11 protein-coding genes and 4 tRNA genes are annotated in these 13,615 nt (G+C 66.4%); 5 read left to right on the forward strand and 10 right to left on the reverse strand.

What is annotated here, in order from left to right:
• From G7Y85_RS11965 to G7Y85_RS11985, 5 genes are all read right to left on the reverse strand, one after another.
• Positions 1-688, reverse strand: a 688-nt coding sequence (locus tag G7Y85_RS11965; protein ID WP_166257110.1) for a GTP-binding protein, incomplete at its 3' end; no start/stop codon positions are given.
• Between the two features lie 93 nt (positions 689-781).
• Positions 782-857 (reverse strand) — tRNA-Thr (locus tag G7Y85_RS11970).
• Between the two features lie 107 nt (positions 858-964).
• A tRNA-Ala gene (locus tag G7Y85_RS11975) sits at positions 965-1,034 on the reverse strand.
• 19 nt (positions 1,035-1,053) lie between these two features.
• Positions 1,054-1,127: transfer RNA gene (locus G7Y85_RS11980), tRNA-Gly, on the reverse strand.
• A 27-nt stretch (positions 1,128-1,154) separates the two neighbouring features.
• A tRNA-Tyr gene (locus G7Y85_RS11985) sits at positions 1,155-1,240 on the reverse strand.
• A 249-nt stretch (positions 1,241-1,489) separates the two neighbouring features.
• On the opposite strand from G7Y85_RS11985, the gene G7Y85_RS11990 reads away from it, so the two are divergent.
• Positions 1,490-3,898: a hypothetical protein gene (locus tag G7Y85_RS11990; protein ID WP_166257113.1), complete on the forward strand. Its 2,409-nt coding sequence runs from the start codon at positions 1,490-1,492 to the stop codon at positions 3,896-3,898.
• A 60-nt stretch (positions 3,899-3,958) separates the two neighbouring features.
• Here G7Y85_RS11990 and purD read toward each other — a convergent pair whose 3' ends face one another.
• The 5 genes from purD to G7Y85_RS12015 all read right to left on the reverse strand — a co-directional run bounded on the left by purD (position 3,959) and on the right by G7Y85_RS12015 (position 9,318).
• Positions 3,959-5,254, reverse strand: a complete 1,296-nt coding sequence (purD, locus tag G7Y85_RS11995) for a phosphoribosylamine--glycine ligase (protein ID WP_166257118.1) — start codon at positions 5,252-5,254, stop codon at positions 3,959-3,961.
• A 98-nt stretch (positions 5,255-5,352) separates the two neighbouring features.
• The gene (locus tag G7Y85_RS12000) at positions 5,353-5,952 is read right to left on the reverse strand and encodes an outer membrane lipoprotein (protein WP_166257121.1); all 600 of its coding nucleotides are present in this window, start codon (positions 5,950-5,952) and stop codon (positions 5,353-5,355) included.
• A gap of 118 nt (positions 5,953-6,070) precedes the next feature.
• On the reverse strand, positions 6,071-7,348 hold the full coding sequence (locus G7Y85_RS12005; protein WP_241696151.1) for a serine/threonine-protein kinase: 1,278 nt from the start codon (positions 7,346-7,348) through the stop codon (positions 6,071-6,073).
• Between the two features lie 116 nt (positions 7,349-7,464).
• Entirely contained in the window at positions 7,465-8,349 is an 885-nt protein-coding gene (locus tag G7Y85_RS12010; protein ID WP_166257127.1) for an alpha/beta fold hydrolase, read from the reverse strand.
• A gap of 6 nt (positions 8,350-8,355) precedes the next feature.
• Positions 8,356-9,318, reverse strand: a complete 963-nt coding sequence (locus G7Y85_RS12015; RefSeq protein ID WP_166257130.1) for an alpha/beta hydrolase — start codon at positions 9,316-9,318, stop codon at positions 8,356-8,358.
• Between the two features lie 68 nt (positions 9,319-9,386).
• Here G7Y85_RS12015 and G7Y85_RS20655 point away from each other — a divergent pair, with 68 nt between their 5' ends.
• From G7Y85_RS20655 to G7Y85_RS12035, 4 genes are read left to right on the forward strand one after another with little or no spacing between them, the layout of a single operon-like run.
• Positions 9,387-11,174 (forward strand): M61 family metallopeptidase, encoded by a 1,788-nt coding sequence (locus G7Y85_RS20655; protein WP_166257133.1) that lies wholly within the window; start codon positions 9,387-9,389, stop codon positions 11,172-11,174.
• 37 nt (positions 11,175-11,211) lie between these two features.
• Positions 11,212-11,859, forward strand: coding sequence for a glycerol-3-phosphate 1-O-acyltransferase PlsY (gene plsY, locus G7Y85_RS12025; RefSeq protein WP_166257136.1), 648 nt, complete (start codon positions 11,212-11,214; stop codon positions 11,857-11,859).
• A complete protein-coding gene (gene birA, locus G7Y85_RS12030; RefSeq protein WP_166257139.1) occupies positions 11,844-12,821 on the forward strand; it encodes a bifunctional biotin--[acetyl-CoA-carboxylase] ligase/biotin operon repressor BirA in 978 nt (325 codons plus the stop codon). The genes plsY and birA overlap by 16 nt, the downstream gene beginning before the upstream one ends.
• On the forward strand, positions 12,818-13,549 hold the full coding sequence (locus G7Y85_RS12035) for a type III pantothenate kinase (RefSeq protein ID WP_166257143.1): 732 nt from the start codon (positions 12,818-12,820) through the stop codon (positions 13,547-13,549). The genes birA and G7Y85_RS12035 overlap by 4 nt, the downstream gene beginning before the upstream one ends.
• The last annotated feature ends 66 nt before the right edge of the window (positions 13,550-13,615 follow it).

Consider the following 13,615-nt stretch of genomic DNA (forward strand, 5'->3'; position numbering starts at 1 on the left):
CACGCCCCGAGATCGAGAACACGTCTTCGATCGGCAGCAGGAACGGCTTGTCGGTCTCGCGCGGCGGTTCCGGAATCCAGGTGTCGATCGCGTTGTACAGCTCTTCGAGCTTGGCAACCCATTCGGCTTCGCCGGCGATGGCCTTGGTGGCCGAGCCGCGGATCACCGGGGTGTTGTCGCCGTCGAAGTTGTACTTGGTCAGCAGGTCGCGCACTTCCATCTCGACCAGGTCCAGCAGTTCGGCGTCTTCGACCAGATCGCACTTGTTCAGCCACACCACGATCTTCGGAACGTTGACCTGCTTGGCCAGCAGAACGTGCTCGCGCGTCTGCGGCATCGGGCCGTCCACCGCCGACACCACCAGGATCGCGCCGTCCATCTGCGCGGCGCCCGTGATCATGTTCTTCACGAAGTCGGCGTGCCCAGGGCAGTCAACGTGCGCGTAGTGGCGGTTGTCGGTTTCGTACTCGACGTGCGAGGTCGCGATCGTCAGGATCTTCGTCGCGTCGCGACGGCCCTGGCTTTCCGACGCCTTGGCAACCTGATCGTACGGAACGTAGTTCGTGCCGTACTTGTCCGCCGACACCTTCGTCAGCGCCGCCGTCGTCGTCGTCTTGCCGTGGTCAACGTGGCCAATCGTGCCCACGTTCACGTGCGGCTTCGTGCGTTCAAACTTACCCTTTGCCATCGCGAAGTCTCCGTCTTGCTCAAATCACGTTGAAACTTAGGGCCCGACCACGGCCTCGAAAAAACACTCAGGCGCCGGGCGCGGCGCCTTGTCTGGTGCCCACCACAGGAATCGAACCTGCGACCTCACCCTTACCAAGGGTGTGCTCTACCGACTGAGCTAGGTGGGCGAAACTTTTTCAACAACCGCTACTGCGAATTCCGGTGCCCTCCGGCCCTCGCGCAAGCGCTCAGGCGTTCGGCTCGTGCAAAGCTTCGCTTCGCGCACAACACTCGCCTCACCCGCAGGAATCGAACCTGCGACCTCACCCTTGCCAAGGGTGTGCTCTACCGACCGAGCCAGGTGGGCGAAACGTCTCGGTCGTCTGGAGCGGGTGAAGGGAATCGAACCCTCGTCAGTAGCTTGGAAGGCTACAGCTCTACCATTGAGCTACACCCGCCTTGACCCACGACATCGACAGAGATTTTGGTGGAGGGAGGTGGATTCGAACCACCGTAGACGTTAGTCAGCAGATTTACAGTCTGCCCTCGTTGGCCGCTTGAGTATCCCTCCGCCACGGCCTCACCGGACCACGGGTCCGGAAAGGGCCGCGTATTCTCGTCGCCGAACTGCGCCCCGTCAAGAAGCTTGAGGCGATGATTTTGATGCTGCGCGTACTTGCAGCGGGCGCGCACCGCAATTGAGCCGATATTCCTCTTGCACGGGTGGAAAAATCGCGTTCTGCTACGGATGTGCGTCCTCCCGGGCGCCGACGTGAAATCTCAAAGAATCGCCCAAGGCGATCGTTCGGGGGAATGACCAATGCTGAATCCTGCACTGCGGCGCACAGCCGCCTTTTCGCTGCTGTGCGTCGCGACACTGTTGATGGCCGCCTGCGGCAGCTCGTCGTCGTCGAGCAAGCTCTCGGCTGGGGACTCCGCGCCGCCGCCCGAACAGGATTCGATCGACAACGAGCTCGGCACCTCGATGCTGACCGCCGGACGCTGCGATCCGCTCGATCCGCAGTACTGCCTGTTTCCCTGGCCCAACGACTATTTCTCGGTCGACGACTCCAGCTCCGATACTGGCAAACGGCTCGATCTGAAGCTGCTGTCGATGCCGAAGAACGTGCTGGCCAAGCCGATCACGCCGACCGAGTGGAACCGCAACGACGGCTTCTCGCCCGGCCAGCTGATTCTGGCGCGCGTTCCGGGGCTGGATCTGAAGCAAACCGGCGCGGTGCCGATCACCGATCTTGCAGATACCTACCGCAAGGATCAGCCGATCATCGTCATCGATGCCGACACTCTGGAGCGGCACCTGATCTGGGCCGAACTCGACGCCAACATCACCAAGTTCACCATCTGTGACAGCCCCAAGCCGGTCGAAGCGCTGACCAGCCTGCTCAGTGCCGACCAGCTCAACGGACTGCTGAGCGCGATCACCACGGTCTGCTCCGCCTTGCCTGTGCCGGACAACCCGCTCGCCGACCCTGGTCCGGCGCTGATGATCCGTGCCGGCAAGAACTACGAGGAAGGCCATCGCTACATCGTCGCGCTGCGCAATTTGAAGAATGCCGAGGGCGAGACGCTGGAGGCGCCGGCCGCCTTCCGCGTATTCCGTGACAACCACCGCAGCGATCAGGACGCCCTGAACGCGCGGCGGCCGCACATGGAGCAGCTGTTCGCGACGCTCGGGAAAGCCGGAATCGCCCGCGACTCGCTGTACCTGGCTTGGGATTTCACGGTCGCCAGCGAACGCAATCTCAGCGAACGCGCACTGCATATCCGCGACGATGCGTTCGCCAAACTCGGGGATGCGGCACCGACCTACACCATCGACTCCGTCACCGACCACACCGCCGCGGAGGACGCGGACATTGCCCGCGAGGTGACCGGCACGCTGACGATCCCGTCGTACATGACACTGCCGAACGGGCGCAGCGGCTCGCGTTTCTACTACGGGTCGGACAACAGCCTCGACGCCCTGCCGCAGGTCAACCCGCACAATTCGACGATGACTGCCCCGTTCACCTGCATGATCCCGCGCGCAGCGTTCGCCGACGCCGACAGCGCGGCAAACGCGACGCAGGCGGTGCCGGCCAGACCGTCTCTTTACGGCCATGGCCTGCTCGGCAGCCATGACGAAGTCGGTGCCGGCAATGTCCGCGACATGGCGCAGGAGCACAACATGACGTTCTGCGCAGTTGACTGGATCGGCATGGCCTCGGACGATATCCTCAACGTCGCCGAAGATCTGCTCGACATGTCGCACTTCCCGACGCTGCCGGATCGCGGCCAGCAAGGTTTCCTGAACTTCATGTATCTCGGCCGCCTGATGATCACCGCCGACGGCCTGTGCGGAAATGCCGCCTTCCGGGTCGGTGGCAAATGCGTCATCGATCGCAGCGAGCTCTACTACGACGGCAACTCGCAGGGCGGCATCATGGGCGGCTCGCTGGTCGCACTGTCGCCGGACATCCGCGCCGGCGCGCTCGGGGTGCCCGGCATGAATTACTCGACCTTGCTGCAGCGCAGCGTCGATTTCGACACCTACGCGGCCTTCCTCTACGCCTCGTACCAGAACTCGCTCGACCAGGCGATGGTGCTGTCGCTGATCCAGATGCTGTGGGATCGCTCCGAAGCCGACGGCTACGCCGCGCATCTGCGCGCTGACAATCCGCTGCCGAACACACCGGCCAAGCGGGTCCTGATGCACGTTGCCTTCGGCGATCATCAGGTCAGCATGTGGACGGCGGAAGTCGAGGCACGGACGATCGGTGCGCGAATGCACTGCCCGGCGGTGGTCGGCGGCCCCGATCCGCAGCGCGGCAACAAGGTGCAGACCGGTGTCAACGCTGCGGTGGCTGCCGAGATGGCGGCATATCCGGCGCTGAGCTTCGGCCGGCGCCACCCGGACGACGAGCCGTACTACGGCATCCCCTGTCTCGGCAGCGGCGCCAACAGCGGTTCCGGCCTGGTGATCTGGGACAGCGGTCCGCTCGTGCACGCGGACGGCTCGCCGTCCGACACCGGTGTCGCGCCGCCGCCGATCGACAATCGACCGCCGCGCCCGGAGCTCGGCTACGGCGCCGATCCACACAGTTTCCCGCGCTCGACCGCCGAGGCGCGCGCGCAGAAGTCGGAATTCCTCAAGCCGCAGGGCAAGATCGTCGACACCTGCGGCGGAAGGCCCTGCGCGACACGGGACTTCGACACCTCGCCGCCGTAATCGCCGCACTGCGGCCGTCGCGCACGTCCCTTGCGGACGTGCGCGACGCAGGCCGCTGTTTCAGCTTTCGCGCGCGATCGCGCGGTAGCCGATGTCGCGTCGATACTGCACGCCATCCCAGTCGATCGCCACGACCGCGGCATAGGCCTGCTGCTGCGCCGCGCGCACCGTCGCGCCGCGCGCGACCACGCATAACACACGACCGCCGCTGGTGACGACACTGCCGTCGTCGCGCAGCTGCGTGCCGGCGTGAAACACCTTGGCGCCGTCGCCGATCGCATCGAGTCCGCGGATCACGTCGCCCTTGCGAATCGGCCCCGGATAGCCCGCTGCCGCCATCACCACCCCGACACTCGGCTGCGGATTCCATTGCACCGGCGCGCGATCGAGTGTGCCGGCGACGGCCGCTTCAAGCAGATCGAGCAGATCCGAATCAAGCCGGAACAGGATTGGCTGGGTCTCCGGATCCCCCATGCGCACGTTGAACTCCAGCACGCGCGGCGCCCCTTTGGCATTGATCATCAGGCCGGCGTACAGAAACCCCGTGAACGGCGCGCCCTCGGCAGCCATGCCGCGCAGGGTCGGCTCGATCACCTCGCGGCAGGCGCGCGCGTGAACCTCGTCGGTGACGACCGGTGCCGGCGAATACGCCCCCATGCCGCCGGTGTTCGGGCCGATATCGCCGTCGCCGATGCGCTTGTGATCCTGCGAGGTCGCGAGCACCACATACTGCTGGTCGCTGGCAACGACGATGAAACTCGCCTCTTCGCCGTCGAGAAAATCCTCGACCACGACCCGCGCACCCGCCTGGCCGAGCAGGCTGCCGCCGAGCATCTCTCGCACCGCGGTCTGCGCCTGATCAACGGTCTCGGCGACCACCACGCCCTTGCCCGCCGCCAGGCCATCGGCCTTGACGACGATCGGCGCGCCGCGTTCGGCGATGTACGCCAGCGCCGCTTCGATCTCCGTGAAGACGCGGTACTGCGCGGTCGGGATCGCGTGGCGCTCCAGAAAATCCTTCGTGAACGCTTTCGAGGCTTCAAGCTGCGCAGCGGCGCGGCTGGGACCGAACACGCGCAGGCCGGCGGCCTGGAAGCGATCGACGACACCCAGCGCCAGCGGCGCTTCGGGCCCGACCACGGTAAAGGCAATGCCCTCGTCCTGCGCCAGTTTCAGCAGGCCGTCGATGTCGTCCACGGCAACATCGGCATTCCGGCATTTGCCTTCGCGCGCCGTGCCGGCATTGCCCGGCGCGACGATCACCTCGGCGACCCGGGCCGACTGCGCGAGCTTCCAGGCCAGCGCATGCTCACGGCCACCACCGCCAATCACCAGAACCTTGAGCACCTCGGCCATGAGCTGTCCCGCTGCAAAAAAGGGGCGCTAGGGTACCGGAAAGAAAAAACCCGCGGCAGCACCAGGGCCACCGCGGGTGAGGGAGTTTCCGATTGCAATCAGCGCGGCACGATCGTGTTGCCGTCGATGCGCACGCGCTCGCCGACCGTCAGGCCGCCGAGATCCGGCACGTTGATGACACGCGTACTGCCGGTTTCCATGCTGACCGTGACGTCATAGGCGGTGGTCGCGCGTATCTGCTGCTCGGCCATGTGCCCGCCGACCGCACCGGCCAGCGCACCGAGCACGGTCGCGGCATCGCGGCCCTTGCCCTTGCCGAACTGGTGGCCGATCACGCCACCGGCGACGCCGCCGGCGACGGCGCCGGCGCCAGAGGCCTGACCTTTCTCGCGCACCTCGGCGATATTGCTGATCGTGCCGCAGTCATAGCAGACCTGAGGCGGCGGCGGCGGTGTCGGTTCAACCGGCGCCGGACGCGGTTTCGGGCGCGGCTTGGGCGCCGGCGCAGGCGCCGGGGGCGGAACCGGCACGGGTTCGGCCGGAGCCGGCTGTTCGGCGGGGGCCGGTGCGGGCTGCTCGGCCGGCTGGGTCTGCGCCGGGTCGGTCACCGGTGGCGGTTCGGCCGGCTTGCTGCAGGCAGCGAGCACCATCGAGAACGCCATCGCCACGATGGCAGTACGCAGAATTCCGTTTTGCATGACCAAGGTCCCCTCAGCAATCACGTGGATGTTGCGGCGGACTCTAGAATCCGGCGCTGAGCCGAAACTGAATCACAGCCTGTGACAAGGATCGGCGCTCGGCGTTCGGCGCGCAAGCTCAGGACAGCGCCGACAGCCGCGCACTGGTCAACGACAGCCGGTAGATCAGCGTCTCGGTGAAGACCTTGTAGAAGCGCAGCTGGCAATCGCGCGATACCTGATCGAGCAGTCTTGCGTTGATCTTCAAAGCCAGAACCCGGCTGACGGCGACGACCGTCGCCGTGCGCTTCGCCATTGTCAGAAAACCGATTTCACCGACACAGTCGCCCTTTTCGAGCTGGTGCAGCAGCTTGCCGTTCTTCTGCACGCCCGCGGTGCCGAGCGCGATGATGAAGAACGAGCTGTCGAGTTCGCCTTCATACATCAGCACGTCGCCGGGCCTGTAGCTGACCATCTGGCTGGCCCCGAGAATCTCGTCGATCTCCTCGTCGCTGAAGCTGGCGAAGAAACGCAGACGCCGCAGCGAGTCGCGCGACTCCCTCGGCGTGATCGGCTTGTCGCCAAGCCGCAGCTGATCGAACAGGCGGCCGATGCAGATCGCCAGCTCGCGCCCGGATTCGAAGCGCTCGGCCGGCTCCTTGCGCAGCAGGCGCGCAACGATGTCGGCGACCGCCTGCGGCAATTCGGGTCGCAGCGCGCGCACATCCGGCGCCGGCACATTGCGGATTGCCCGAAACAGCAGCGGCAGCTCCTGGGCGTTGAACGGCGGCGCGCCGACCAGCAGCTGGAACATCACTGCCCCGAGCGAGTACAGATCGCTGGCCGGCCCCAGCGCTTCGCGCTTGATCTGTTCCGGCGACATGTACAGCGGCGATCCCAGCACGCTCTGCCCGGCCTGCGAGGTCGCACGTCCGGCCGTGCTGATCTCGGCGATCGAGAAATCCATCAGCTTGGGCACGCCATTGCGCGTCAGCATGATGTTGCTGGGCTTGATGTCGCGATGCAGGACGCCCTTGCCGTGTGCAAATTCGAGCGCCTCGGCGCACTTGAGAATGATCTCCAGCACCTGCGCCAGCGACGCCCGTTCGCCGCCGGCACGACAGAGCGGCTGCAGGGTTTCGCCGTCGACGTATTCCATGACGATGTAACTGATCTCGCCTTCGACGCCGGCGTCATGCAGCGCGACGATATGCGGGTGCTGCAACATGCCCGCCGCACGCGCTTCGGCGAAGAACGCGCGCTCGTGCAGGGCGTCGTGCCGGAACTCGGGATCGTGCAGGGAGAACTTCAGCGCCACTTCGCGCTGCACGAAGGGGTCGAACCCCTTGTAGACCACACCGCAGGCGCCGCGACCGATCTCCTCGCGCAGCTCATACTTGCCGATCTGCATCGGCATCGGTCCCGCTCCTGCGATATCCCCCGGCTGCATCGTCGTATCGGTCCAGCGCCCGTCCTGCGTCTCTGCAGCATAGCGAGCCGCCGCCCCGGCAACCAGCGGCCCTGCACCGGCAGTCAAGCGAGGGCGTCGTGAAACGCCAGGAATGCGCGCAAGGTGCGATCCGGCGCCTCCACATGCGGAAAGTGGCCGATTCCGTCGAGCAGCACGATGTCGGCTTGGTCAATCAGCTGTCGGTAACGCTCGGCCATCTCGCGTCCGGCAACCGGATCGTCGCTGCCGCAAATCAGGCGCAGGGGAATGCGCGCCCCGGCAAGCGCCTGCAGCCAGCGCGCGCGCTGGCTGCGCCGCTCCTCCACGAAACGGAACAGGGCGCCGAGCGCCCGTCGCCCGCGCTGCTGACCGATCAGGGTCCAGTAATCATGCAGCTCGATCAGACCGGGCTTGGTCTGCGCGCCGAACAAGGCCGAGAACACGCGACCGAATCGCCGCGGCCCCGCGAGCTGCAGGTACAGCGGCGCCAGCGGTCCAAGCAGCAGTCGCTGCATCAGCGACGGGTGATAGGCCTCGGGGAACAGCGCCGCGTTGAGCAGGACGCAACTGGTGATCGGCACGATGTCCGGCGGATCGCCCCGACCGCCCTGCCGCATTCGCGCCAGCAACTCCTGCGCGACGCAGGCACCGTAGTCGTGCGCGAGCAGCTGGACGCGACGGATGCCCAGCGCCGCGAGCAGTTCGGCAACCAGATCCGCCTGTTCGCGCACCGAATAGCGGTAGCCCGGCGGCTTGTCGGAAAACCCGAAGCCGAGCAGGTCGAGCGTGACCACGCGCGCAAAGCGCCGTGCCAAGCCCGGCCACATGGCCTCGAAATCCCAGGAGGCGGTCGGGAACCCGTGCAGCAGCAGCACGGCCTCGTCGCCCGATCCGGTATCGCGAATGAAGATGCGATGCGCTCGGAAGCGGAACTCACCCCCGGTTTCGCGCCACCGCGTCAGGCTCATGCCGGTTCAGGCCGCGTGCGCGTGGCGGACGATGAACCGGGCAATCTCATGCAGTGCTGCGTCGGCCTCGGGCATTTTGCCGGCGAAGATCTGCCAGACATGCCAGAGATTCCTTGCAACGCTCAGCTCGGCGCTTCCGCCGGCCGCCTGCACCCGCTCCACCAGGCGGCGGGAATCGTCGTACAGAATCTCGCCATCGGCGACCTGCACCAGCATCGGCGGCAAATCATGCAAGTCGGCAAACAGCGGTGAAGCCAGCACCTGTCGCGCGTCCTGCCCGCCCAGGTAGTCGCGAACGGCTTCTTCCAGCATAGCGGGATCGAGCAGGATTTCACTCGACGTGTTGTCCCGGATCGAGGCGCCGCTGAGCGTGAGGTCCGTCCATGGCGACAGCAGCACCAGAGCGGCCGGCATCGGCAAGCCTGCATCGCGAATTTTCAGTATGCAGGCCAGCGTCAGCCCGCCGCCTGCCGAATCGCCGGCCAGGACAATGTCGCGGGCGGCGATGCCACGCTCGAGCAAGCCGCGATAGGCATCCAGCGCGTCGTCCGGCGCGGCAGGAAACCGATGGTCCGGTGCCAGCCGGTAGTCGACGCATGCGACCCGCGCCTGCGCCCATTGCGCGAGACGCGCCGCGATCCCGCGATACACGCTCGGCGAACCGACCAGATAGGCACCGCCATGGAAATACAGCAAGACCCGCCGTGCCTGCTGGTGCGTGCCGACCGACCATTCGATCGGCACGCCGCGCAGCGTATCGGCGCTGACCTTGATGCACGGCACGACCGGCAATCGGGTCAGCGCCGCCACCCGCAGCAAGGCGCGGCGACGCACGATGATCGAACGGCCGGCACGGAAGATCGGGGCCAGCATCCAGCGGACCGATTGCCGGCAGGCCCGGGCACGCAGGGAGAGACGCGAATTCATGGCCGCAGCATAACCAAAAGACTGCGCGCTGCCGCGCTCCACGGCGAATTCTTCGGATTCGCAGCAACGGCATAATAGACGCCCTTCGCCGTCAACCGCGCCGATTCGTCGTGAATAGTGCTGTCGTGTTCCAAGTCCGTGCCGCCGACCTGCGCGCACACCTGTACGAAGTCCGCTGCCGGGTCGCCGCGCCGAATCCGGGCGGTCAGCAGTTCCGCATGCCGGGCTGGTTGCGGGGCAGCTATCTGGTTCGCGACTTTGCCAAGCATGTCGTGCAGCTGCGCGCGGAAAGCAACGGCGTGCCGCTGACGTTCGAGCGTCTCGACAAGCGGTCGCTGCGCTGCGCGCCGAGCGACGGGCCGATCGATCTGATCTACAGCGTCTACGCGTTCGACGAGTCGGTCCGCAAGGCCTGGCTCGATATGCGTCGCGGTTTCTTCAACGGCAGCTCGCTGTTCTATTGCCCGGTCGGCCGCGAGCAGGCCGCGTTCGAGATCGAATTGCAGACGCCGGACGATCCGCTGGCCTCGGCCTGGCGCGTCGCGACCACGCTGCCGGCCGTGCAGGTCGACGCACGCGGTTTCGGCCGCTATCGCGCGCAGACTTACGAGGCGCTGATCGACCATCCGGTGGAGATGACCGACTATCAACGTATCGACTTCGACGTCGACGGCATTCCGCACGGGCTGGTGCTGTCCGGCCGCGTCGAGACCGATCTGCCACGCCTGGCGCGCGATCTCACGCGCATCTGCCACGTCGAACGCGAATTGTTCGGTCAGCAGCCGAAACTCGATCAGTATCTGTTTCTGACCAACGTCGTTGCCAGCGGTTACGGCGGACTCGAACACCGCGATTCGACGGCACTGATCTGCGGCCGCGGTGATCTGCCGCGCCCCGGCGACGACAAGCTGAGCCGCGACTACCGCAGCTTCCTCGGACTCTGCAGCCACGAATATTTCCACCTGTGGAACGTCAAGCGCATCACCGCCGCGAAGTTCCTCGAGTCGGATCTCGGCAGTGAGGCCTACTCGCGCGATCTCTGGCACTACGAGGGCATCACGTCGTATTACGACGATCTGTTCCTGCTGCGTGCCGGCGTGCTGGACGCAGCCGGCTATCTCGATGTCGTCGCGGAAAATGCGACGCGCCTCGAACGCAGCCCGGGTCGGCACCGGCAAACGCTGGCCGACGCCAGTTTCGACACGTGGATCAAGTACTACCAGCCGGACGAGAACACGCCGAACAGCGCGGTCAGCTACTACGTGAAGGGGGCACTGGTGGCACTGTGTCTCGATTTGATCCTGCGACGCGACAGCCATTGCACGCTGAACGACGTAATGCGCGCGAGCTGGGCGCGCTGGGGCGCCAGCGGCAGCGGCGTGCCGGAAGGCGGACTGGAGGCCCTTGTGCAGGAACTTTCCGGGCTCGATCTGCGCGCATTCTTCGATACCGCACTGCGCAGCACCGATGAACTGCCGCTGGCGGAACTGCTGGGCGACTTCGGCGTGCGTGCACAACGCCGCGCCGCGATTTCCGACGCCGATGCCGGCGGCTGGGTGTCCGGTGAAGCGCCGAAAGCCTGGAGCGGGCTCAAGCTGCGCGCCGGCGATACCCGCGTGCAGCATGTGCTGAGCGACAGCCCGGCGATGCGGGCCGGCATCTCGGCAAATGATCAGCTGATCGCCATCGACGGGCTGCGCATCACGGCCGCCAACTGGCCGGCACGGATCGCGGCGCTGCACGCGGGTCGTCGCTACGTCCTGCAGCTGTTCCGCAACGACGAACTGCTGTCGGTCGAAATGGAACCCGGCGCGCCGCCGGCCGATACCTGGAGCCTGACGATGACGGATGCCGATCCGGCCATCGAGGCACGGCGCAAGGCCTGGATTGGCGCATGATGGCGCGTACGCTCACGGCCCGAAACAGACAACACGCATGATCGACCTGATCGTCAAAACCCTGCTCGCCTATCTGCTCGGCAACCTGATGGGCGGCCAGTTGATGGGCTGCCTGCGTGGCGGCATCGATCTGCGCACGGTCGGCAGCGGCAACGTCGGTGCGACCAACGCCTTGCGCACCCAGGGCAAGGGCTTCGCGCTCGGCGTACTCGCGATCGACGTGCTGAAGGGCGTGATCGCGGCGCTGCTGCTGCCGCGCCTGCCGTCGTTGGGTACGCTGCTCGTGACAGCCCAGGAGCAGGCTTATGCCTGCGGCGTTGCGGTCGTGCTCGGGCACTGCTATCCGGCCTTCGCCGGCTTTCGTGGCGGCAAGGGCGTGGCCACCCTGGCCGGCGTATTCGCCACACTGCTGGGCGCCGCGCTGCTGTGGATGCTGCTCGCCTTCGTGCTGGTAATCCTGCTCAGCGGCTACGTCAGCCTCGCAACGCTGACCGCCGCTGCAACCGCGATTGCCTGGCTGGCGATTTGCGAACCGCAGCAGCTGTTCGCGGCGACCGGCCTGTTCGTGCTGGCAATGGCGGTACTGGTCACCTGGAAGCACCGCGAAAATATCGTGCGCCTGGCGCGTGGCGAAGAGCACCGCTTCGAAAAAGCACGAGTACTGGGCCGATGGCTGCAGCGCTAAGCGAGACCGAGCTGCTGGCACTGGTCGACACGCTCGCCGACGGCGAGTGGCATTCCGGCGAAACGCTGGCAGGCGGCTTCGGAATTACGCGCGCCGCGCTTTCGAAGCGCATCGAACGACTGCGCGAATGGGCCATCGATGTGGAATCGCGTCAGGGACTCGGTTATCGCCTGGCGGCAGCACTCGAGCGCCTCGACGCCGATCGGCTTGCATCCGCCGCGCCGATGCAGATTTCGGTCGCCGCGGTCGTCGACTCCACCAACACGCGGTTGCTGGACAGCAGCGCCGATCACGACCCGCAGGCACTGCTCGCCGAGATGCAGACCGCCGGCCGTGGCCGGCGCGGACGCGATTGGGTGTCTCCGTTCGGCGCCAATCTTTATCTCTCGATCGCCTGGTCGTGGCCCGCCTGGCCAAGCGAACTGAGCGCGCTGTCGCTGGCCGTCGGCGTGGCCTGCGCGAACGTTCTGGAAGCGCATGGCGTCACGGATGTCCGCCTGAAGTGGCCAAACGATCTGCTGGTCGATGATCGCAAGCTCGGCGGCATCCTGATCGAGCATCGAGGTGAAGCGGGTGGCGCCTGCCGCGTCGTGATCGGCCTCGGCCTCAACCTGCAAATGGCGGCGGGGCAGGCGGACGCCGTGACGCAAGCCTGGATCAATCTCGACGAAGCGCGTGCACGACACGGGCTTGCGCCGGTCGGCCGCAACGCGTTCGCGGCCGCATTGCTGCGCGAACTTCACGGCGCGCTGCAGGCCTTCGATCGCGCCGGCTTTTCCGGGGTCGCCGACAACTGGGCACGCTTTGATGCCACGCGCGACACTGAGGTGCGCATCCTGAATGGCGAGCACATCCTTGTCGGCGTTGCGCGCGGGGTCGACGGCAGCGGCGCGCTGCTGGTCGACGCCGGCGATGGTCGGCATCGCATTCATGCCGGCGAGGTCAGTCTCCGTCGCGCATGAAGCTGCTGATCGACATCGGCAACTCGCGCGTGAAATGGGCATTTGCGACCGGCAATGTGTTAGTTGACGCGGACGCGCTGGCGCATGACGGCCGGCCGGCGCTGACGCTTGAACGGATACCGGCACACCCCGTGCAGGCGATCTGGCTGACTCACGTTACTGGCGCCGCTCACGAAGCAGCGATCGTCGACATTCTGCGGACGCGCTACGGCGTGCAGCCGCAACTCGCGCGCGCCGCCCCGCACTGGTGTGGGCTTCACAATGGCTACCGCGAGCCGGAACGGCTCGGCGTCGATCGCTGGCTGGCGATGATGGCGGCATGGCGGGAAGCCCAGCCGGGCGCGCAGGCCAGCTGCGTCGTCGATGCCGGCACGGCACTCACCGCCGACGTGATCGCCGGCGATGGCCGACATCTGGGCGGTTTCATCGCCGCCGGCCTGCAAACCCAGCAACGCGCGGTGCTCGGTGCCACACGCTTCGCGACACGCGAGACCGAGACGCCGTTCCTGAGCGGCCTCGGCATCGATACCGAGAGCTGCGTTCGGCAGGGCGCCCTGCTCGCCTGCCTCGGCGCAATCGAGCGTGCGGCGAGGCAAGCCGGCGCCAGCGCGCGTTGCGTCATCACGGGCGGCGACGCGCCGATCCTGCTCGCACACCTGCCCGCGCACTGGAAACACGATCCGAATCTGGTGCTGCACGGGCTGCGGGCCTTGTCCGAAGCGTCCTGAGGCCTCACTGTTCATCGGCCGGACGCCACCGCTGGGCGGCGCTGGCCTTCAGCAGCACGGCAGGCT

Origin of the sequence: Solimonas terrae (genome assembly GCF_011067135.1) — a bacterium.
Lineage (GTDB): Bacteria > Pseudomonadota > Gammaproteobacteria > Nevskiales > Nevskiaceae > Solimonas > Solimonas terrae.